Annotated in this window: 17 protein-coding genes; 13 read left to right on the forward strand and 4 right to left on the reverse strand. The window is 62.2% G+C overall.

The window, feature by feature from the left end; translation table 11 throughout:
• The 6 genes from hutU to CAF87_RS09940 all read left to right on the forward strand — a co-directional run.
• The coding region (hutU, locus tag CAF87_RS09915) for a urocanate hydratase (protein ID WP_085731277.1) at positions 1 to 874 on the forward strand (874 nt) is incomplete at its 5' end.
• Between the two features lie 2 nt (positions 875 to 876).
• A complete protein-coding gene (gene hutH / locus CAF87_RS09920; protein ID WP_085731278.1) occupies positions 877 to 2,409 on the forward strand; it encodes a histidine ammonia-lyase in 1,533 nt (510 codons plus the stop codon).
• Between the two features lie 97 nt (positions 2,410 to 2,506).
• The gene (locus CAF87_RS09925) at positions 2,507 to 3,913 is read left to right on the forward strand and encodes an amino acid permease (protein WP_085731279.1); all 1,407 of its coding nucleotides are present in this window, start codon (positions 2,507 to 2,509) and stop codon (positions 3,911 to 3,913) included.
• A gap of 116 nt (positions 3,914 to 4,029) precedes the next feature.
• A complete protein-coding gene (locus CAF87_RS09930) occupies positions 4,030 to 4,956 on the forward strand; it encodes a LysR family transcriptional regulator (protein ID WP_085731730.1) in 927 nt (308 codons plus the stop codon).
• Between the two features lie 104 nt (positions 4,957 to 5,060).
• Positions 5,061 to 5,687, forward strand: a complete 627-nt coding sequence (locus tag CAF87_RS09935) for a glutathione S-transferase family protein (RefSeq protein ID WP_085731280.1) — start codon at positions 5,061 to 5,063, stop codon at positions 5,685 to 5,687.
• Positions 5,688 to 5,732: 45 nt separating this feature from the next.
• Complete coding sequence (locus tag CAF87_RS09940) at positions 5,733 to 7,757, forward strand: pyridoxamine 5'-phosphate oxidase family protein (RefSeq protein WP_085731281.1); 2,025 nt, start codon at positions 5,733 to 5,735, stop codon at positions 7,755 to 7,757.
• Here the strand turns inward: CAF87_RS09940 and CAF87_RS09945 are convergent.
• Complete coding sequence (locus tag CAF87_RS09945; protein ID WP_085731282.1) at positions 7,754 to 9,166, reverse strand: glycosyltransferase family 1 protein; 1,413 nt, start codon at positions 9,164 to 9,166, stop codon at positions 7,754 to 7,756. The genes CAF87_RS09940 and CAF87_RS09945 overlap by 4 nt on opposite strands.
• On the reverse strand, positions 9,163 to 9,330 hold the full coding sequence (locus tag CAF87_RS29260; RefSeq protein ID WP_170929583.1) for a hypothetical protein: 168 nt from the start codon (positions 9,328 to 9,330) through the stop codon (positions 9,163 to 9,165). Before CAF87_RS29260 ends, CAF87_RS09945 begins: the two co-directional genes overlap by 4 nt.
• A gap of 446 nt (positions 9,331 to 9,776) precedes the next feature.
• Here CAF87_RS29260 and CAF87_RS09950 point away from each other — a divergent pair, with 446 nt between their 5' ends.
• Genes CAF87_RS09950 through CAF87_RS09975 form a run of 6 tightly spaced genes read left to right on the forward strand, consistent with a single transcriptional unit; the run spans position 9,777 to position 17,964 of the window.
• Entirely contained in the window at positions 9,777 to 11,339 is a 1,563-nt protein-coding gene (locus CAF87_RS09950) for a glycosyltransferase (RefSeq protein ID WP_256576000.1), read from the forward strand.
• A complete protein-coding gene (locus CAF87_RS09955) occupies positions 11,333 to 12,637 on the forward strand; it encodes a glycosyltransferase (RefSeq protein ID WP_085731284.1) in 1,305 nt (434 codons plus the stop codon). Before CAF87_RS09950 ends, CAF87_RS09955 begins: the two co-directional genes overlap by 7 nt.
• On the forward strand, positions 12,634 to 13,788 hold the full coding sequence (locus CAF87_RS09960; RefSeq protein WP_085731285.1) for an acyltransferase: 1,155 nt from the start codon (positions 12,634 to 12,636) through the stop codon (positions 13,786 to 13,788). Before CAF87_RS09955 ends, CAF87_RS09960 begins: the two co-directional genes overlap by 4 nt.
• A complete protein-coding gene (locus tag CAF87_RS09965; RefSeq protein WP_085731286.1) occupies positions 13,782 to 14,600 on the forward strand; it encodes a class I SAM-dependent methyltransferase in 819 nt (272 codons plus the stop codon). Before CAF87_RS09960 ends, CAF87_RS09965 begins: the two co-directional genes overlap by 7 nt.
• A 48-nt stretch (positions 14,601 to 14,648) precedes the next feature.
• On the forward strand, positions 14,649 to 15,842 hold the full coding sequence (locus tag CAF87_RS09970) for a DUF3142 domain-containing protein (protein ID WP_085731287.1): 1,194 nt from the start codon (positions 14,649 to 14,651) through the stop codon (positions 15,840 to 15,842).
• On the forward strand, positions 15,829 to 17,964 hold the full coding sequence (locus tag CAF87_RS09975; RefSeq protein WP_085731288.1) for a hypothetical protein: 2,136 nt from the start codon (positions 15,829 to 15,831) through the stop codon (positions 17,962 to 17,964). Before CAF87_RS09970 ends, CAF87_RS09975 begins: the two co-directional genes overlap by 14 nt.
• Here the strand turns inward: CAF87_RS09975 and CAF87_RS09980 are convergent.
• Positions 17,961 to 18,590 (reverse strand): LysE family translocator, encoded by a 630-nt coding sequence (locus tag CAF87_RS09980; protein WP_085731289.1) that lies wholly within the window; start codon positions 18,588 to 18,590, stop codon positions 17,961 to 17,963. The genes CAF87_RS09975 and CAF87_RS09980 overlap by 4 nt on opposite strands.
• A 144-nt stretch (positions 18,591 to 18,734) precedes the next feature.
• On the opposite strand from CAF87_RS09980, the gene CAF87_RS09985 reads away from it, so the two are divergent.
• On the forward strand, positions 18,735 to 19,208 hold the full coding sequence (locus CAF87_RS09985) for an Lrp/AsnC family transcriptional regulator (RefSeq protein WP_007954205.1): 474 nt from the start codon (positions 18,735 to 18,737) through the stop codon (positions 19,206 to 19,208).
• Between the two features lie 37 nt (positions 19,209 to 19,245).
• Here the strand turns inward: CAF87_RS09985 and lpdA are convergent, their stop codons facing one another.
• Positions 19,246 to 20,646 carry a dihydrolipoyl dehydrogenase gene (gene lpdA / locus CAF87_RS09990; protein ID WP_085731290.1) on the reverse strand — a complete coding sequence of 467 codons (1,401 nt, stop codon included), beginning with the start codon at positions 20,644 to 20,646 and terminating at the stop codon, positions 19,246 to 19,248.
• Positions 20,647 to 20,739 lie beyond the last annotated feature (93 nt).

The raw sequence follows: 20,739 nt of genomic DNA on the forward strand, positions 1-20,739 counted from the left end.
CAACGGTTACCTGCCGGCCGGCTGGACCTGGGAGCAATACCGCGCCCGCGCCAAGACCGAACCGGCCGCTGTGATCAAGGCCGCCAAGCAATCGATGGCGGTGCACGTCAAAGCCATGCTGGACTTCCAGAGGCAAGGCATCCCGACCTTCGACTACGGCAACAACATCCGCCAGATGGCCCAGGAAGAGGGCGTCGAGAACGCCTTCGACTTCCCGGGCTTCGTGCCGGCCTACATCCGTCCGCTGTTCTGCCGTGGCATCGGCCCGTTCCGCTGGGCGGCGCTGTCGGGTGATCCGCAGGACATCTACAAGACCGACGCCAAGGTCAAGGAACTGATCCCGGACGACGCGCACCTGCACAACTGGTTGGACATGGCGCGCGAGCGCATCAGCTTCCAGGGTCTGCCGGCGCGGATCTGCTGGGTCGGCCTGGGCCAGCGCGCCAAGCTCGGTCTGGCGTTCAACGAAATGGTCCGTCGCGGCGAACTGTCGGCGCCGATCGTGATCGGTCGCGACCACCTCGACTCCGGCTCGGTCTCCAGCCCGAACCGCGAAACCGAATCGATGCAGGACGGCTCCGATGCCGTGTCCGACTGGCCACTGCTCAACGCCCTGCTCAACACCGCCAGCGGCGCGACCTGGGTGTCGCTGCACCACGGCGGCGGCGTCGGCATGGGCTTCTCGCAACACTCGGGCATGGTGATCGTCTGCGACGGTACTGATGAGGCGGCCGAGCGTATCGCTCGCGTGCTGCACAACGACCCGGGCACTGGCGTGATGCGCCACGCCGATGCCGGTTACCAGATCGCCATCGACTGTGCCAAGGAGCAAGGGCTGAACCTGCCGATGATTACTTCGGTTAAAGGAGCCTGAACATGACTGCACTGAACCTGATCCCTGGCCAACTGAGCCTGTCCCAACTGCGTGACGTCTATCAGCATCCGGTCAAGCTGACCCTCGATTACAGCGCTGCTGCACAGATCGAAGCCAGCGTCGCCTGCGTCGAGCAGATCCTCGCCGAGAACCGCACCGCCTACGGCATCAACACCGGTTTCGGCCTGCTGGCCTCGACCCGCATCGCCAGCGAAGACCTGGAAAACCTCCAGCGTTCGCTGGTGCTGTCCCACGCCGCCGGCGTCGGCCAGCCGATCAGCGATGAGCTGGTGCGCCTGATCATGGTGCTCAAGGTCAACAGCCTGAGCCGTGGTTTCTCCGGCATCCGTCGCGTGGTGATCGATGCCCTGATCGCCCTGATCAACGCCGAGGTTTACCCACACATTCCGTTGAAAGGTTCGGTCGGTGCATCCGGCGACCTGGCACCGCTGGCGCACATGTCGCTGGTGCTGCTGGGCGAGGGCAAGGCGCGCTACAAGGGCGAGTGGATGGAAGCGACCGAGGCGCTGAAAGTCGCCGGTCTGACCCCGCTGACGCTGGCGGCGAAAGAAGGTCTGGCGCTGCTCAACGGCACGCAAGTCTCCACCGCATTCGCCCTGCGCGGTCTGTTCGAAGGCGAAGACCTGTTCGCCGGTGCGCTGGCGCTGGGTGGCCTTACAGTTGAAGCGGTGCTTGGTTCGCGCTCGCCATTCGACGCCCGCATCCACGCCGCCCGTGGCCAGAAGGGCCAGATCGACACCGCCGCTGCCTACCGCGATCTGCTTGGCGAGCGCAGCGAAGTCTCCGACTCGCACCAGAACTGCGAAAAGGTTCAGGACCCGTACTCGCTGCGCTGCCAGCCGCAAGTCATGGGTGCGTGCCTGACCCAGTTCCGTCAGGCCGCTGAAGTGCTGGTGGTCGAAGCCAACGCCGTGTCGGATAACCCGTTGGTGTTTGCGGCCGAAGGCGACGTGATTTCCGGCGGCAACTTCCACGCCGAACCAGTCGCTATGGCCGCTGACAACATGGCGTTGGCCATCGCCGAAATCGGCTCCCTGAGCGAGCGTCGCATCTCGCTGATGATGGACAAGCACATGTCGCAACTGCCGCCGTTCCTGGTGGCCAATGGCGGGGTGAACTCCGGTTTCATGATCGCTCAGGTGACGGCAGCGGCCCTCGCCAGCGAGAACAAGGCGCTGGCTCATCCGCACTCGGTGGACAGCCTGCCGACTTCCGCCAACCAGGAAGACCACGTGTCGATGGCCCCGGCTGCCGGCAAGCGTCTGTGGGAAATGGCCGAGAACACTCGCGGGATTCTTGCGGTGGAATGGCTGGCGGCGGTGCAAGGTCTGGATCTGCGCAACGGCCTGAAGACCTCGACCAAACTGGAGAAGGCCCGGGGCATTTTGCGTCGCGAAGTGCCGTTCTACGAGAAGGACCGCTTCTTCGCGCCGGACATCAATGCGGCGAGCGAGCTGCTGGCGTCGCGCACGCTGAATGATCTGGTGCCGGCGAACCTGCTGCCGAGTCTGTAAGTGCCTCATCGCCAACAGGCTGTCTTCCACTCTGCGTGGAGGCCGGCCTGTTGGCGTTTCGATTTTTGCGTCGAATAAAAATAAATAAGGACGAAAAATGCAGCAGTCAGCAAAAGGTTTGAAACGCGGGCTCTCGGCCCGACACATTCGCTTCATGGCCCTGGGATCGGCGATCGGAACCGGGCTGTTCTACGGTTCTGCCTCGGCCATCCAGATGGCCGGCCCAGCGGTTCTGCTCGCTTACCTGATCGGTGGCGCGGCGGTGTTCATGGTCATGCGAGCCCTGGGCGAGATGGCGGTGCACAACCCGGTCGCCGGCTCGTTCGGGCAGTACGCGAGCACCTACCTTGGCCCCATGGCGGGCTTCATTCTCGGTTGGACCTACGCGTTCGAAATGGTCATCGTCGGCATGGCCGATGTGACGGCGTTCGGCATCTACATGGGCTTCTGGTTTCCGGAAGTCTCGCGCTGGATCTGGGTGCTGGGTATCGTTTCGGTGGTCGGCGGGTTGAACCTGTGCAACGTAAAGGTCTTCGGTGAAATGGAGTTCTGGCTGTCGTTGCTCAAGGTGGCGGCCATCGTCGCGATGATCCTCGGCGGCTTCGGCATCATGCTATTCGGCATCAGTACCGCCCCCGGTCAAGCCACCGATATCAGCAACCTGTGGACTCAGGGCGGCTTCATGCCCAACGGCGTGGGCGGCCTGATCGCCTCGTTTGCGGTGGTGATGTTTGCCTTCGGCGGCATCGAAATCATCGGTGTGACCGCCGGTGAAGCCAAGGACCCACATCGTGTGCTGCCCAAGGCGATCAACGCCGTACCGATGCGCATCCTGCTGTTCTATGTGCTGACGATGCTGGTGCTGATGTCGATCTTCCCGTGGCAGCAAATCGGCAGCCAGGGCAGTCCGTTCGTGCAGATCTTCGACCATCTGGGCATCAGCTCGGCGGCCACGATTCTGAACATCGTGGTGATCTCGGCGGCGGTATCGGCCATCAACAGCGACATCTTTGGTGCAGGCCGGATGATGTACGGCCTCGCCCAGCAAGGGCATGCGCCGAAAGGCTTCGCTCGCCTGTCACGCAATGGCGTGCCGTGGCTGACGGTAATCGTGATGAGCTGCGCGCTGTTGCTGGGCGTGTTGCTGAACTACCTGATCCCGGAAAACGTGTTCCTGCTGATCGCTTCCATCGCGACCTTCGCCACGGTGTGGGTGTGGCTGATGATTCTGTTCACCCAGGTGGCCATGCGTCGTTCCATGACGGCCGAGCAAGTGGCGCAACTGAAATTCCCGGTACCATTCTGGCCGTACGCACCGATGGCGGCGATTGCCTTCATGCTGTTCGTGTTCGGCGTGCTGGGTTACTTTCCGGATACTCAGGCAGCACTGATTGTCGGGGTGGTCTGGATCGGGTTGCTGGTGCTTGCGTATCTGACGTGGGTCAAGCCGGCGGCGGGGCAGGCTGCACGGGTGACCGGCGATCAGCCGGTTTCTCAGTCCTGACCTGATCGGGAAACATTCCGCGCCTGCATCGCGTTGTCGGGATGCAGGCACCCGGAATCGAATCACAGATGAATCGCAGCAGTCGCTGCGATTTTTTTATCCACTCCGAGGACACCATGGATCGCTTCCAGGAAATGCACATCTTCGCGACCGTTGCTCAGGAACAGGGCTTTTCCGCTGCCGCGCGACGCTTGGGTCTGTCAGCGGCCAGCGTCACCCGGGCGGTGGCGGCGCTGGAGCAGCGGATCGGTACGCAGTTGCTGATTCGCACCACTCGCAGCGTTCATCTGAGCGAGGCAGGTCAGCGCTACCTGGAAGACTGTCGGAGGATTCTTGCCGAGGTGCAGGAAGCGGAAGACTCTGCTGCCGGCAGCCACACCCAGCCCCGTGGGCAATTGACGGTGACGGCGCCGGTGTTGTTCGGCGAGCTGTTTGTCACACCGGTGATGGCGAGTTATCTGACGCAATACCCGGACGTTTCCATCAACGCCTTGCTGCTGGATCGCGTGGTGAGCATGGTCGAGGAGGGCGTCGATGTGGCGATCCGCATCGGTGAGTTGCCGGACAGCAATCAGCATGCGATTCGGGTTGGTGAGGTGCGGCGGGTGATTTGCGGCTCGCCTGGGTATTTTGCCGTTCACGGTCGGCCAACTCATCCACAGGCGTTGGCGGGTGCGCCGGTGGTGGCGACCTCGGCCATCGGCCAGATACGCAGTTGGCCGTTCCTGGAAGATGGCGAACCCTTGAGCGTCAGGCCCGAGCCTCGGCTGGTGGTCACCGCCAATCAGGCTGCGATTGCTGCCGCTTGCCTGGGGCTTGGGCTGACTCGGGTGCTGTCTTATCAAGTCGCGAGCAAGATCGCCTCCGGTGAGCTGGAAATCGTCCTCGCCGAGTACGAATTGCCGCCGTTGCCAATCCATGTGGTGTATCAGGGTGGGCGCAAGGCACCGACTCGAGTGCGCAGTTTTGTCGACTACGCCGTAAACGCCTTGCGCGAACATCCGGCTCTGAAAAACGCGGCGTTATTTCACCCAGAGAAATAATGGATTGCGTTTTCTGGTGATTCTGTTGTTTTTACGCTAGGCGGAAGATGGCTGCCATGGTTGTCGCCCATTTCGGGCGACGCAAACGTCCAGCGGAGTCGACCATGCAAGCGATCAAACTCTACAACTTCCCGCGTTCCGGCCACGCCCACCGCGTCGAGCTGATGCTGTCCCTGCTGCAATTGCCGACCGAATTGATCTTCGTTGATCTGGCCAAAGGCGAGCACAAACAACCTGATTACCTGGCGATCAACAGCTTCGGGCAAGTGCCGGCCATTGATGACAATGGTGTGGTGCTGGCCGATTCCAATGCGATTCTGGTGTATCTGGCGCAGAAGTACGGTAACGGTCGTTGGCTGCCGAGCGACCCGGTCGGCGCGGCGCGCGTCCAGCGCTGGCTGTCGGCAGCGGCGGGGCCGATTGCCTTTGGTCCGGCAGCGGCCCGCTTGGTTACGGTGTTCGGGGCGAAGCTGAATGCAGATGAAGCGATCACCCGTGCGCACAACCTGCTGAAGGTGATGGATCTGGAACTGGGCAAGACTCCGTTCCTGGTCGGCAGCGAGCCGACCATCGCCGACGTTTCGGCCTACAGCTACATCGCCCATGCGCCGGAAGGCAATGTGTCGCTGGACGACTACGGCAACGTGCGCGCCTGGCTGGCGCGGGTTGAAGCATTGCCCGGTTTCATCGGCATGCCACGCACTGTCGCCGGTCTGCAAACCAGCGCCTGAGGTTCACCATCCAGACTGCGCCGCTGGCGTGGGGGAGAGGTCGTCATGGAACGTTCACCCTGGCACGCCGGCGAGCGACAACTGCAAGTGCAGGTCGGCGTTGCCGAGCGCATGGAGGAATTCGGTCGCAAGGTGATTCGCACCTGGATGCCGGATCAGCACCGTCAGTTCTATCAGCAATTGCCCTTCATGCTGTTCGGCGCGGTGGATGCCGATGGGCGCCCGTGGGCCAGCGTGCTGGAGGGCGAGCCGGGTTTCGCTCACTCTCCCGAGCCGACGCAGTTGCACTTCGACAGCCTGCCCGCCGTTGATGACCCGGCGCAGTTACAGGCCGGTGCGGCCATCGGCCTGCTCGGCATCGAGTTGCACACCCGTCGGCGCAATCGCCTCAACGGCCACATTGGCAACCTGGGTACGAGCGGCTTCGACTTGACGGTCGATCAGTCCTTCGGCAACTGCCCGCAGTACATTCAGTTGCGCCAGTTCCAGCGAGTGCCGCTGACGGATCCGCAAACCCGGCGCGCCGAGCACTTCGACGGGCTTGATGACGCGGCGGTTGCGCTGATCGAAACGGCCGACACCTTCTTCGTCGCCAGTTATGTCGATGTTGACGGCGAGCGTTCGGTGGATGTTTCCCACCGGGGCGGCCAGGCCGGTTTCGTGCGGGTGGAGGGCAATCGCCTGACCATCCCGGACTTTGCCGGCAACCTGCATTTCAACACTCTTGGCAATCTGCTGCTCAATCCCCGGGCCGGCTTGTTGTTCATCGACTTTTCCACAGGCGATGTGCTGCAGCTCAGCGGCCGCACCGAGGTCATTCTTGAAGGACCGCAAATCGCAGCCTTCCAGGGCGCCGAGCGGTTGTGGACGTTCGAGGTGGAAAAAGCGGTGCGGCGTCCGGGCGCGTTGGCCCTGCGCTGGCGCTTCGACGGCATGTCGCCGACCAGTCTGCTGACCGGCACCTGGGCTCAGGCCGATGCACGTTTGCAGGCCCAGGCTCTGGGTGACAGCTGGCGGCCGCTGCGGGTGGCGCGGATTGAAGCGCAGAGCCGGCACATCCGTTCGTTCTACCTCGAACCCGTGGACGGCGCCGGCCTGCCGGTGTTTCAGGCCGGGCAACATCTGCCGCTGCGCTTCACTCTCGATGGCGAAGTGTTCATCCGTACCTACAGCCTGTCGGGCGCGCCGTCGGATGACTTCTTCCGGGTCAGCGTGAAGCGTGAAGGGCGGATATCGACGCATCTGCACGATCAGGTGCGCGTCGGCGACGTGCTGGAGGCGCGCTCGCCTCAAGGGCATTTCACCGTGGCGCCGCTGGAGCGTCGTCCATTGGTTCTGCTGGCGGCCGGGGTCGGCATCACGCCGTTGCTGTCGATGCTGCGCGAGGTGGTGTATCAGGGCCTGCGCACCCGTCGGATTCGTCCGACCTGGCTGATCCAGAGTTCCCGCAGCCTTGCCGACCAACCGTTTCGCGAAGAGCTGGACCGCTTGCTGGAGGACGCTGGCGATGCGGTGCGGGTGTTGCGCCTGCTCAGTCAACCGGAGCCTGATCTGGTGGAAGGCGAGGATTACGACCTGCACGGGCGCATTGACGGTGCCTTGTTGAGGAACCTTATCGACGAATTTGATCAGATCGATTTTGTGCTCTGCGGCCCCGGCGCTTTTACCCAGGGTCTTTACGACAGCCTGCGCGAACTGGACGTGCGCGACGACCAGATCCACGCCGAAACCTTCGGCCCTTCGACCCTCAAGCGCCAGGCCGATGCGGACGCCATCGTGATCGAACAATTGCCGGCCGCCACCACCTCGGTGCCGGTGGTCTTCGAGCGTTCGGCCAAGGAAGCGCGGTGGCAGCCCGAGGGCGGCAGTCTGCTGGAACTGGCCGAGAGCCGTGGATTGCGTCCCGAGTTCAGCTGTCGCGGAGGATCATGCGGCACCTGCAAGACGCGGCTGATCAGCGGCGCGGTGAATTATCCACAGCCCCCGGCCGAAGTGCCGGAGGAAGGGCAGGTGCTGATCTGCTGTGCGGTGCCGGCGCAAAGCGCCCAGCCGCTGGTGCTGGACCTTTAGCGGCCAAAGCGTACGACAGCGTCAGGTCTGTGGGCTTCTATCGTCAGGTGCAATGCCGGTGACTTCGCAAGTCCCGCTGGCGCTTGCAGCACATGGCGTGCAGTACGCTCAACCAGTTGCAGACTGGCTTCTCGCCAGCCAATCCATTGCCAGTCGTTCACATCGCGGTTGGCGGGGAACTCACCACTGCGCTCGAAGGCTGTCACCAGATCGGCGAGGCGCTGGGGGGCCTGCAAATCGAAATAGGCCATGAACTCCCCGCCGATCTCACGGAACACCGCAATGTCGCTGCCCATCGCAGGCAACCCGCGTTGCATGGCCTCGACCAAAGGCAGGCCGAAGCCTTCGACGTAAGAAGGAAACACCAATGCACTGGCGTGGGCATAGGCATGTTCAAGGCTGGTGTCGCTCAAGTCATTGAACATGAACAAGCGCTGGTTGAATTGTGGATGGTTGCGAACCCTGTTGAGCAGGGCGTCGCATTTCCAGCCGATGTTTCCGGCGATGCACAGTCGTGCGTTCGAACCGGCAGCCCAGGCTTGATCGAAGGCATCCAGCAGATATTCGTGGTTCTTGCGCGGCTCGATGGTACTGACCATCAGGAACACCGGTTCATGTGTCGTGAACACGCGTTTCAGGCGCGGTTCGACAACGGCATTGCGGCTCTGCAGATCCAGTTCCGATCCCAGGTGGAAATAGTCGAACCAGCGCTTTTCGGCCTGTGTCGAACCAATGCGCCGCTTCACTTCTTCGCGCAATTGATCGCGTACCGTGGCCGATATCGCCACATAGCCATCGGCGGTACGGGTGATCCAGTCGAACCACTTGCTGAAAACCTGCACCAGCCGCGTTTCGTAAAAATGAGGGTGAGTCAGGGGAATCAAATCGTAGATCACTGCAACGATGCCCACGCCTTCGCGTTTGAGCCGTTCGGCATGCTGGAAGAAATCCGAATGCCAGGACGAATCCAGCAACACCAGTTGATCGCCCGGCTGGTGCTGCAACGGCTCGCAACGTCGAGGCAATTGATAGCGGTTGTTTCTCTCGACAAGTCGCAGTGGGATACCGAACAGGGCGAACGCAGACAGTCGATAGCTGACGTACAACGCGCGGCGCGCCAGTTTTGTCCGGCAACTCCGGTCAACACGTTGATACAGTTGCCCGAAGCGGTGGGCCAGTCGTTCCAGGCGTTCGCCAAACGTCACGATGGCGTTTGACACTGGCGAGTCCAACGGAGCCAGACGGGTCACCCGGTACAGCTTGCCCTTGAGCAGGACCACCGGAATGCATTCGATACCTTCAGCGCTCGAAGGCAGTTGTTTGATGACATTGCGCACCACTCGCTGAATCCCTGAGTTGACGCTCGGGTTCTTGAATACGTGAGTGCATTCGACGAGCAGCCGAGTCATGGCGCACGCTCCATCAAGGCGTCAGACAATTGCAGCCGGCGCTCCACCAGACGCTTCGGTTTCGTCAGGTCGAAGGGCGAATCGGCAGGCAGCACATTCTTTGTCGAATCATCGAACATTGAACGCGGCTGGTTTTGTTGTCCCACAAGTTCGCTGAAACTCATGATGAACAGACTTCTTTTCAAACAGCGACCCCTTGGTCTTTAACTCTCACCTTTCCCTACAGGCTTGAAGGGATGTCTGTCAGACCGTTTGTAAATCCGGGTGCAAGACGGGTGAAGTCGTTGTTGTATTTGTTTGGTGACCAATCTGTGCCAATTGCGCAGCAATTTCAACCGGCCAAACCGTGACCGGTCAGTTCTCATCAGCGTAGCCCGGTTTTTTCTCGCCGGGCGGTTCACGAACCCTGAACGGATGTGTTTAGAATGCCCCTCGTCGCGGTTTCCCGAGCGTTGCCAGAATGGTTGCGTATCAGGGTGAAACTGACCACTAAAACAAGAACGACGACGTGCTTCGGGACACAGGATGAATGTCGGCCATACCGACCCGATCCGAGGCCTGGCCGTCATAGCGTGAGGCTGCCGGAATGGTGGTCGCACTGTGGGATGCCATGAATTTCATTCTCTACTCGGACGTCAACGACCGCTCCATCAGCCAGAGTCTCGGGCGTCCCGAATACAGCTACTACTTCGTGCTCAAGACCTATCGCCCGGTACTCGAAAGCCTGGGCCGGGTGCATGTGGTGTCTACCCGCAGCGAAGTCGATCCACTGTACCGACAGCTGCTCGCTGCCGGCGAAAGCAGTTTGTTCCTGTCCTTCACCCCGCCGCAGAATACCCCGACCGATCTGGAGTGCCCGACGATCTGCGTGATTGCCTGGGAGTTCGACTCCATCCCCGATGAGTCGTGGGACGGTGATCAGCGTCAGGACTGGACACAGATGCTCGCGCGGCAAGGTCGGGTCATCACGCTATCGAGCCACACCGCCAGGGCGATCCGCCGGGCCATGGGCGAAGACTTTCCGGTCCTGGTATTGCCGACGCCGCTGTGGGAAAACTTCGCGGCCATTCGTGAGCAACAGGTCAGCGCGCCGATCAACTCCGGAACGACCCTGGCGATCAAGGGCTGCATTTTCGACAGCCGTACGCTGGGGCTCTGTGCCGATGACTTGCTGCCCAAACCACTGACCGCCGAGCAACTGGCCGAGATCGAGGCACGGCGCCCGCCACCCCTGACACTCAAGCGTCGACTGGTCATTGCCCGCCATTACCTGCGTCTGTGGGCGCTGAACCCGAGCGATCAATCCAAGCCCATGGCCCGCGTGAAATACCTGCACCACGGCTACTGGGAAGGCTTTCGCGATCTGTTTTCGGACAAGGCCCATGCCTGGCTCGAACGACGCCTGCCGAGCATCGCCGGCCCCCACGAAGTGGCAGTGGACGAACCACCGCCGCTGAACCTGCCGGACACTTCGGCAGTGGTGGAAACCACCGTCGATGGCGTGGTCTACGTCACCGTGTTCAATCCCAGGGATGGCCGCAAGAACTGGCATCAACTGATCACGGCGTTCTGCTGGGCCTTTCGCGAAACACCTGACGCGACGCTGGTGTTGAAGATCACCCAGAACGATCTGGCGTCCTACTACAGCGAACTGATGACCTTGCTGGCGCAACTGACGCCGTTCGCCTGCCGGGTACTGGTGATGCATGGCTACCTGGACGATCCGCAATATGCGCGGCTCTACCAGGCCGCCAGTTTTTACGTCAACGCGTCACGTTGCGAAGGCCTGTGCCTGCCGCTGATGGAGTTCATGTCCAGCGGCAAACCGGTGATCGCTCCGGATCACACGGCGATGGAAGACTACATCGACGACGCGGTGGCCTTCGTCGTCCGGTCCAGCGAAGAGCTGACGATCTGGCCCCAGGACACCCGCATCATCTATCGCACCCTGCGTCACCGACCGGACTGGGGCTCGCTCAAGAGTGCTTACGAGAACAGTTACCGGATGGCCAAGGCGCAGCCGCAGGACTATCGCCGAATGTCGGTCGCCACCGTCGAACGCATGCACGACTACTGCTCGTTCGCCCCAGTGCAGCGGCGCCTGGCGGATTTTTTCGGCCTCGCGCCAAGCGCGGCCGATGCTGCGCCCGTGACGGAAAACGCCTCATGCTGATCATCATTCATTCGGAAACCAACCAACACACCATCGTGCAAAACCTTGGCCGTTCCGAGTACAGCTATTACTTCGTGCTCAAGGAATACCGGCCGGTGCTCGAACGCCTCGGACGCGTGGTGGAAGTAGCGGACCCGGCCCGCGAAGTCGACGCGCTGTATCTGGAATGCCTGACACGTGGCGAGCCATGCGTGTTCCTGTCGTTCTCGCCGCCCCATCGCACGCCGATCCACCTGGCTTGCCCGACATTGCCGGTATTCGCCTGGGAGTTCAGCACCATCCCGAACGAGCCTTTCGACGGCGAGCCACGCAACGACTGGCGCACGGTGCTGCGCGCCTGCGGTGCGGCAATCACTCACTCCAGCTACACGGTCAACGCGGTGCGCGAGGCCATGGGCGCCGACTACCCGATTGTCGCGGTGCCGGCGCCGGTGTGGGACCGCTTTGCCGCCCGGGGCGCACAGCTGCGAGATCATCCCTCGACGGGGCCGGTGCGCCTGAAGATCAAAGGGCTGGTGGCCGACAGTCGCCAGCTCGATCTCGATGCTTTTGGCCCGAAGCATCTGCGCCGTGGCAAAGGCATCGACTTCGAGGCGCCGGTCCGCGAGCAGGAGTTGTTGCTCGATGGCGTGGTGTACACCTCGGTGTTCAACCCTGGCGACGGGCGCAAGAACTGGGAAGACATGCTCAGTGCATTCTGCGTGACGTTCCGTGAGGTCGAAGACGCCACGCTGGTGTTCAAACTCACTCACCACGATGCCGAAGAAGCCCTCAGCGATATCCTTCATCACCTGTACAAGAACCAGTCCTACCGCTGCCGCATCGTGCTGATCTATGGCTACCTCGCGGACGCGGACTACGAGCGACTGGTGCAGGCCACTCGTTATGTGGTGAACACGTCCTACGGCGAAGGCCAGTGCCTGCCGCTGATGGAATTCATGTCCTGCGGCAAGCCGGCGGTGGCGCCGCGCACCACGGCGATGATCGATTACCTGAGCGAAGAGAACGCGTTCCTGGTCGAGTCCACGGACGAACTCACCGCATGGCCTCACGATCCGCGCAAGGCGTTTCGCACATTGCGCTACATGACCAACTGGGCGTCGGTCTGCGTCGCCTATCGCAACAGCTATGAGGTCGCGAAACACGATCCGCAGCGATATGCGCAAATGGCCGCCGGGGCGGTCAGCAGCCTGCAGGGATTCTGCAGCCAGGCGGTGGCCGAGCAGCGTTTGCAGGTCTTTCTCGCGAAGTTGTTCGAGCACCGGGCCGCTGCAGACACAACGGTGTCCCGGGCATGAGCGGCAAACGAATCCTGGACATCGAAGTACTGCGAGCGATCGCAGTGCTGGGTGTGCTGATTCATCATATGCAGGGCAGCCTGTTCACCGATCCGGTGCCATTGCTGGAAAAAATCCACGCCTGGGCCCAGCCGTGGTGGGGCGTTGACCTGTTTTTTGCCATTTCCGGGTTTGTCATCGCCCGCAACCTGATCCCGGCGCTGCAAGGTTGTTCGACCCGCCAGGAATACTGGGAGCAGACGCGCAACTTCTGGCTGCGCCGGGCCTTCCGTCTGTTGCCTTCGGCCTGGTCATGGCTGGCGCTGATGCTGCTTGCGTGCCTGTTTATCAATCGCTCCGGGGCTTTCGGCACGCTGTCCGCCAACCTGCAGGCGACGCTGGCGGGCGTGCTGCAGTACGCCAACTTCCGATTTGCCGACAGCTTTTTTCATTACGAGTACGGCAGCAGTTTCGTGTACTGGAGCCTGTCGCTGGAAGAGCAGTTCTATCTGCTGTTCCCGCTGCTGATTCTGGTATGCCGCAAGCATCTGGTCTGGGCGTTGCTGGCGCTGATCGCGGTGCAACTGTTCACCCTGCGCACGCCCCTGCTGATGGTGATCCGTACCGATGCGCTGGCCCTCGGCGTGTTGCTGGCAATGTGGAGCGCGCAGCCGTCCTGGCGGCGATGGGAGCCGACCTTCCTGCGTCGTCCGTGGGCCGGTGTGACTGTGCTGATCGTGCTGGCGCTGCTGTTGAGCTACATGGCCACCGACCGTTTCACCTTCGTCTCTTATCGGATCGGCTCGATTGCCGTGCTTGGCGCACTGCTCGTATGGATCGCTTCGTACAACCGCGATTACCTGCTGCCGGCCGGTAGAGTGCAGCGGCTGATGGCATGGATCGGCAGCCGCTCCTACGGCATGTATCTGATCCACATCCCGGCCTATCAACTGGTGCGGGAACTGATCTTCCGATTGCAGAGTGCCGGTCTGCCGAGTCCGGCGGGGCATCCGGTCGTGACGCTGCTGATTGCCGGTAGCCTGATCGTGCTGCTCAGCGAGCTGAATTATCGTTTCATCGAAATGCCGATGCGCAATCGCGGCGCCGCCCTGGTGCGCCGCCTCGGTACATCGCGCAACGCCATCCCATCCTCTGGAGCCACCTCATGCTGAGCCTTTTGAAGAAACTCACGGCGCCGACGTCCGTCCCGGTAGCCGCGCAGCCTGCTGCCGACAAAGTCGATCCGTATATGCTCGGCTTGCACGATGCAATGCTCAGTGGCTGGTTCAACCAGGAGACCGGCGAGCTGTTCAAAGGCTTTCCGGTGACCGCCGATGACACCTTGCTCGACGTCGGTTGTGGCGACGGTGGCAACGTCCATTTCTGTGGCATGCGCGGGGCGAAAATCATCATCGCCGACATCGATGGCGCCAAGGTCGAAGCCACCCGCCAGCGCTTGAGCGATACACCGGCCCGCGGCGTCGAGTGCCACGTCACCGACTGCAACCCGCTGCCGATCGCCGATGGCACCGCCACGCGCGTGGTGTCCACTGAAGTCATCGAACACGTCGATGACCCGGCACAGTTCCTTGCCGAACTGGTACGTGTCGGCCAGTCGGGTGCGCTGTACCTGCTGAGCGTGCCGCACCCCAGTTCCGAAGATTTGCAGAAAGACATCGCCGCACCGGAGTATTTCCAGAAGCCCAACCACATTCGCATCATCAGTGAAGAGCAGTTCAAGGTGATGGTCAGCGAGGCAGGGTTGGAGATCATCAGCCACAGCCAGTACGGGTTTTACTGGTCGATGTGGATGATGCTGTTCTGGGAAGCCAAGGTCGAATTCAGCAACCCGGATCATCCGCTGCTCAACCATTGGGCCGAGACCTGGCAAGCGGTGCTCGACTCGCCGCGCGGCGCGCAGATCAAGCAGGCACTGGATGCGGTGGTGGCGAAAAGTCAGGTGATCATCGCCCGCAAGCCCTGAGTGCTTTTGTGTAACCTTGCAGCCTGATGTTTCAGGGATCTGCAAGGTATGCGCTTTTTTATTGGGTGGTCAGCCGTGATGGCCATGTTGCTGCTGAGTGCCTGTGAACGCCAGGACGCCGCGCCGCTCGACCAGCAACTCTACGTCTGGCAACGGCAATGGACGCCGACCCATGAACTTGCCCTGAAGGACAGTCATGGCGACTTCTCGACGCTTCGGGTGTTGGCGCTGCAAGCCTTCCCGAATGCCGGATGGAGTCGGGCGCGAGTCGATTTCGCGCTGCTGAAGCAGGATGCCCGACCGCTGATTGCGGTGATTCGCCTCGACGGCCAGCTCAAGGCGCTCGACCAGCAAGCCGTCACGGCGCAGATCCTCCAGGTGCTCGCCGACTGGCAAGGGCGGGGGCTGACCCCGAGCGGCGTCGAGATCGACCATGACGCCGGCAATGCCCGATTGCCGGACTACACCAGGTTCCTCGTTCATTTGCGCGGCGCATTGCCGGCCAACCTGCCCTTGAGCATCACCGCGTTGCCCGCCTGGCTCGACAGCCCGCAATTACCGACGCTGCTGGCGACCGTCGACAGCAGTGTGTTGCAGGTGCACGCCGTCAGCGATCCGCGTCGTGGTCTGTTCGACCCCGAGCAGGCCCGGCGCTGGGCCAACGCCTGGGGGAGGGTGACCGACAGACCGTTCTACCTGGCGCTGCCCGCCTACGGTGTGGCGCTGTTGCCGGACGCCGGTGGCGCCCCGGTGGTGGAGAGTGAAGTCACGCTGGAACGCAGCGGCGAGCGACGCGAGTTGCTCGCCGATCCACAGCAACTGAGCCGGCTGGCCAGTGAATTACGCGAGGATCGCCCGGCACATCTGGCCGGTCTGATCTGGTTTCGCTTGCCGCTGGCCAACGACCGCAGGGCCTGGAGTCTGAGTACGCTGCGGGCGGTCGCCCGAGGTGATGCGTTGAGCAGCCGGCTCGGCCTGACGTTCACCGAACACAACGGCCTGCAAGACATCGCCCTGCGTAACGTCGGTAACCTCGACAGCGCCTGGCCCGCCCGCATCACCGTCAACGGCCGGGGTTGCGAAGGCGCTGACGCACTCGCCGGTTATGCATTGCAACAGACTGCGGATCTGCTTACCTTCACCCGCCTGCGCGACGGCCGATTGCCGGCGGGCGGGCAGCGTGCGATCGGTTGGGCACGTTGCGCAAATATTGATCAAGGAGGTTCGCATGTTGACCCGTAACTGGCCCCGCCATCTGCTTTGCCTGAGCCTCAGCCTGCCGCTGGGATCGGCGCTGGCCTGCGGCCCGGATTTCCCGATGCGTCTGCTCGACGATCGCGGGCAATCGCTGGCGGAACTGCCGGAGGGCAACTTCAGGTTCGAGATCAGTCGCCTCGGCAAAGCCATTCCCGGGCTGAAGAACGTCACGGCGGTCACCTACAACCCGGACGACACCTATGGCGAACCGAATGAGCCCGCTGAACTGCGCGAGAAGGCCGAGCAGCAGGGCCTGAGCGCGGAGCAGCAGGCGCTGGTCAAACAACTGCGCAGCCTCACCGATGCGCGTCAGGTCGAAGTGCAGGGTGCAAGCCTGCCGGCGGAACTGCGTCTGTATGTGGCGGGCGCCGTGGCATTCGGCGCTGGCGATCATCAACTGGCCGTCGAGTATTTCCGCCAGTTGCTGGCGCTGCCGGCCGATCAACGCGCGCTGCGCAGCACCTGGGCCGCTTACTCGCTGGGCCGGGCGTTCTTCGCCATGAGCAGCGAAGCGGGTGATGCGCTTGAGGCGTTGGAAAACGCCATCGAAGCCTTCCGCCAGACGCGGCAACTGAGCATCGACGGTTTCAGCGATCCGCTGGAGCTGGGCGTGGCCAGCCTCGGCGAAGAAGCACGAGCGCTGCGCATGGCGGGCAGTTGGGACAAAGCCATCGAGCTCTACGCCACGCAAAACCTGCACGGTTCGAACGTCGGCTACACCTCGTTGAAGCTGTTGATGAACGATCTGGCCGAAGAGCCGGAAGATCGGCTGGCAAAGTTGCTGCGTGGCAAAGCGGTGCAGCAATTGGTCACCGCCTCGCTGATCAGCCGGATCGGCTGGTCGTTCGGCGATGAGCCGCCGAACGAGAAAAAACTGATCAAGGCCTTGCAGGAAAGTACCCGTGGCAGCCTCGATAACGCGGATCGCCTGGCGGCCATGAATTATCAACAGGGCGATTACGCCAGCGCCAAGGCGTTCCTCGAACACGCCGGCGACAGCGGCCTGGCGTGGTGGCTGCGGGCGAAACTGGCGGTGCGCGACGGTGATAAAAACGCCGCTGCAGCGGCTTATGCCAAAGCCGCGCAAGCCTTCCCGCAGGACGAGTCCTGGGGTGAACGGCGTACCGCCGACTGGAATCTGGAATCCCTTCAGCCTAAATGCCGGGTCGAAGGTGAAAGCGCGATTCTGGCGCTGCAACGTGGCGAGTATCTGCAGGCGTTCGATCAGTTGTATCGCAGCCAGAGCATTTACTGGTTCGACGCTGCGACCGTGGCCGAGCGGGTGCTGACGCTTGATGAGCTCAAGCAGTATGTCGATGCCAAGGTTCCGGCGCCGCCCGCGCTGAGCCAGCAGGATCGAGACAATTACGTGCCGCTGCCGGTGGCCGCCAGCCTGCGCAATCTGCTGGGGCGACGCTTGTTGCGTGAGGGTCACTACGAAGAAGCGGTCGGCTATTTCGACAATCCCGATCTGCAGCACAAGGCCCGGCTCTACGGCCAGCAACGGATGAAAGCCGATTCGGCGTGGTGGCCGACCAAGCGTGCCAGTGCGCTGTTCAATGCCGCGTGGACGGCCCGCGAGTGGGGCATGGATATCCTGGGCTACGAAATGGCCCCGGATTACGCGACCTTCGGCGGCAACTACAGCCTGGAAACCACCGCGCTGAAGGTCGGGCCGCTGGTAAGCGAAGCCGAGGTGCAACGGCAGAAGGCCAGCGAAGCACAGCCGGATGAGCGCTATCACTACCGGTTCGTTGCCACGGCGCTGGCCAGTCGTGCGGCAGACAACCTGCCGCACACCAGCCAGGCATTCGCCGCCGTGCTGTGTTCGGCCGCCGGCTGGAACAGCAGCCTGGAAGAGCAAAGTGCGTTGTACAAGCGCTATGTCGATGAAGGGCCTTACGTTCCATGGGCCGTGGATTTCGGTCATCAGTGCCCGTATCCGGACTTCGAAAACGCCGACAAGCGCTATGTCACCCAAGTGACCGATTCGGTGCGCTCGACACTGCGTCCTTACAAGTGGCCGGTGATCGGTGCGATTGTCGCGTTCACGGCCGCTGCGTTGTTGCTGGTTACCCGCCGTCAGCGCAAGGCCCGTAAAACCTAAGCCTGCTGCACGAAGGTCAGGCGCACGGCAAAGCCGATCAACAGGCTGCCGAATAACCACTGCTGCACCCGTTGGGCCGTCGGGCTGTGTTTCAGCCAGCGGCCCAGCGCCGTGCCGAGCAAGGCATAGGCGCTGTCGAACAGCAATCCTGCGGCCACCAGCATCGCGCCGAGCGCCGCAAACTGTGTCAGCACCGGTGCGCCATCTGCCACGATGAACTGCGGCAGCAGCACCGAGCAGAACAGCAAGGCTTTCGGGTTGAGCAGATTGGTCAGCAGGCCACGACGGATCGCTGCGCGCCACTGCCCATGGCCGTCCGATACGGTGCCAGCGTTCAGATCCGGCAGCAGCGTGGTGCGCAGGCATTGAATGCCGATCCACAGCAAGTACGCGGCCCCGGCCATCCGCACCGCATCGAACGTCCACGGTGCAGCCTTGAACAGCGCCGCCAGCCCCAACGCTGCGAGCGCGACATGACAACCTCGGGCAACCGCCAACCCCACTGCCGTGGCCAGCGCTGCACCGCGACCCTGGCGGGCACCGGTCTGCAATAGCAGGATCATGTCCGGGCCGGGCAGCAGATAGACCACCGCCAAAGCCAGGAAAAACAGCCAGAGACTTGCCATGTCGCACCCCTTTCGTTGTCGATTCGGTGCAATCAGTCTATGACCGAGGGGCAGGGCAGGTGCTTGCGTAGTTCGCTTCTATAACCACGTGGATTGGCATAACCTGCTTTCTTTTCGCGCTTACACCATCAGGATCTGCCAACCATGAAACTCGACGCCTTCGATCGCAAGATTCTCGCCGCGCTGCAACGGGACGGGCGCCTGAGCAATGTGCAACTGGCGGACGAAATCGGTTTGTCTGCGTCGCCCTGCCTGCGTCGGGTGCGGATGCTAGAGGAGGCGGGGGTGATTCGCGGCTATCAGGCGAACCTGGACCGTGACGAGGTGGGGCTGGGCCTGACGGTGTTCGTCGGGGTCAAGGTGGAACGGCACAACGATGAACAGGCCGAGGCGTTTCACCGAGCGGTGACGGCGTTGCCGGAGGTTATTTCAGCGTTTCTTGTGTCCGGGGAATCGGACTTTCTGCTGCAAGTGGTGGTGCCGGATCTGCGCGCCTACGACCGTTTTTTAACCGGTTGTCTGCTGAAACTGCCGGGGGTGAGCGACATTCGCAGCAATTTCGCGATTCACACGGTGAAGACCCCGGGAGCGTTGCCGCTGGGACATCTGCCATCCTGATACTTCCCGCATTGCGCGGGAAGTATTCGCACAGTGCTTACATCTGCGTCGCCATGCCCTCGACATTCATCGCTGCCTGACGCAGCGCCTCGGAACGGGTCGGGTGAGGGTGACAGGTCAGGGCGATGTCTTCGGCCGACGCGCTGAATTCCATGGCCACGCAATACTCGCCGATCATTTCACTGACGCTCGGGCCGACCAAGTGCACGCCGAGGACTTCGTCGGTGTGCGCGTCGGCGAGGACTTTGGCAAAGCCCTCGGTCTCGTGATTGATCTTCGCCCGGCTGTTGGCAGTGAACGGGAATTTGCCGACCTTGTAGGCCCGGCCTTCAGCCTTGAGCTGCTCCTCGGTCTTGCCGACACTGGCCAGCTCCGGTCGGGTGTAGATCACGTTGGGAATCAGGTCGTAGTTGACCTCGCCCGCCTTGCCGGCGATCTGCTCAATGCAGGCCATGGCTTCGTCTTCGGCCTTGTGGGCAAGCATCGGCCCGGACGTGACATCACCGATCACCCAGACGCCGGGTGCTTCGGTGCGATGGTGTTTGTTGGCAAGCATGCCGCGTTTGTCGGTGCTCAGGCCGACGTTCTCCAGCCCCAGCCCCTGGGTGTAAGGGCGGCGACCGATGGCGACCAGCACGTAATCGGCTTCCAGCAGCTCGGCGGTGCCGCCGGCTGCCGGTTCGATGCTCAGTTGCACGCCGCTGGTCGAGGTTGTGGCGCTGGTGACTTTCGAACTCAGTTTGAAGCTGATGCCCTGTTTGCTCAGCGAGCGTTGCAGGGTCTTGCCGGCTTCGCCGTCCACGCCGGGGCAGATGCGGTCGAGGTATTCCACCACGGTCACTTGCGCGCCGAGTCGCCGCCAGACCGAGCCGAGTTCGAGGCCAATCACGCCGGCACCGATCACCACCAGACGCTTGGGCACTTCGCTCAAGGACAACGCGCCGGTGGAATCTAGAATGCGCTGGTTGTCGATCGCCACGCCGGGCAGGGGAGTGGGCTCGGAACCGGTGGCGATGACGATATCGGTGGCGGTCAGTTCGATCCGGTTGCCCTGATCGCCGGTTACGCTGACTTTTCCGGGGCCATCGATATGGCCCCAGCCCTTGATCCAGTCGACCTTGTTCTTGCGGAACAGAAATTCGATGCCTTTGGTCAGGCCGGCGACGCTTTCGTCCTTCTGCTTCATCATTTGCGCGAGGTTGAGCGTCGGTTTGACCTCGATGCCGAGGTTGGCGAATTCCGCGCCCATTGCCGCATCGTACAGTTCGGACGCGTGCAACAACGCCTTGGACGGCATGCAACCGACGTTAAGGCAGGTGCCGCCCAGTGTGGCGCGGCCCTCCACGCAAGCGGCCTTGAGACCCAACTGGCCGGCGCGGATCGCTGCGTTATAACCGCCGGGCCCGCCGCCCAGAATCACTACGTCATAGTTGCTCATGCGCTTACTCCTGGCTGAAGAATGCGGATCGCTAAAAATTACGTACGTAATATGTGCGTTTCCGGACATTTCGGTCAAGGCTTCAGGAACGCG

It is taken from the genome of Pseudomonas sp. R38(2017), assembly GCF_002112395.1.
GTDB lineage: Bacteria > Pseudomonadota > Gammaproteobacteria > Pseudomonadales > Pseudomonadaceae > Aquipseudomonas.

Excerpts from the sequence above, each read along its gene's own strand:
- CAF87_RS09930 (WP_085731730.1), top strand. The coding sequence starts at position 4,030 with ATGGATCGCTTCCAGGAAATGCACATCTTCGCGACCGTTGCTCAGGAA.
- CAF87_RS09960 (WP_085731285.1), top strand. The coding sequence starts at position 12,634 with ATGAGCGGCAAACGAATCCTGGACATCGAAGTACTGCGAGCGATCGCA.
- CAF87_RS09965 (WP_085731286.1), top strand. The coding sequence starts at position 13,782 with ATGCTGAGCCTTTTGAAGAAACTCACGGCGCCGACGTCCGTCCCGGTA.
- CAF87_RS09980 (WP_085731289.1), bottom strand. The coding sequence starts at position 18,590 with ATGGCAAGTCTCTGGCTGTTTTTCCTGGCTTTGGCGGTGGTCTATCTG.
- lpdA (WP_085731290.1), bottom strand. The coding sequence starts at position 20,646 with ATGAGCAACTATGACGTAGTGATTCTGGGCGGCGGGCCCGGCGGTTAT.
- CAF87_RS09945 (WP_085731282.1), bottom strand. The coding sequence starts at position 9,166 with ATGACTCGGCTGCTCGTCGAATGCACTCACGTATTCAAGAACCCGAGC.
- CAF87_RS09925 (WP_085731279.1), top strand. The coding sequence starts at position 2,507 with ATGCAGCAGTCAGCAAAAGGTTTGAAACGCGGGCTCTCGGCCCGACAC.
- CAF87_RS09950 (WP_256576000.1), top strand. The coding sequence starts at position 9,777 with ATGAATTTCATTCTCTACTCGGACGTCAACGACCGCTCCATCAGCCAG.
- hutH (WP_085731278.1), top strand. The coding sequence starts at position 877 with ATGACTGCACTGAACCTGATCCCTGGCCAACTGAGCCTGTCCCAACTG.
- CAF87_RS09940 (WP_085731281.1), top strand. The coding sequence starts at position 5,733 with ATGGAACGTTCACCCTGGCACGCCGGCGAGCGACAACTGCAAGTGCAG.
- CAF87_RS09935 (WP_085731280.1), top strand. The coding sequence starts at position 5,061 with ATGCAAGCGATCAAACTCTACAACTTCCCGCGTTCCGGCCACGCCCAC.
- CAF87_RS09970 (WP_085731287.1), top strand. The coding sequence starts at position 14,649 with ATGCGCTTTTTTATTGGGTGGTCAGCCGTGATGGCCATGTTGCTGCTG.
- CAF87_RS29260 (WP_170929583.1), bottom strand. The coding sequence starts at position 9,330 with ATGAGTTTCAGCGAACTTGTGGGACAACAAAACCAGCCGCGTTCAATG.
- CAF87_RS09955 (WP_085731284.1), top strand. The coding sequence starts at position 11,333 with ATGCTGATCATCATTCATTCGGAAACCAACCAACACACCATCGTGCAA.
- CAF87_RS09975 (WP_085731288.1), top strand. The coding sequence starts at position 15,829 with ATGTTGACCCGTAACTGGCCCCGCCATCTGCTTTGCCTGAGCCTCAGC.
- CAF87_RS09985 (WP_007954205.1), top strand. The coding sequence starts at position 18,735 with ATGAAACTCGACGCCTTCGATCGCAAGATTCTCGCCGCGCTGCAACGG.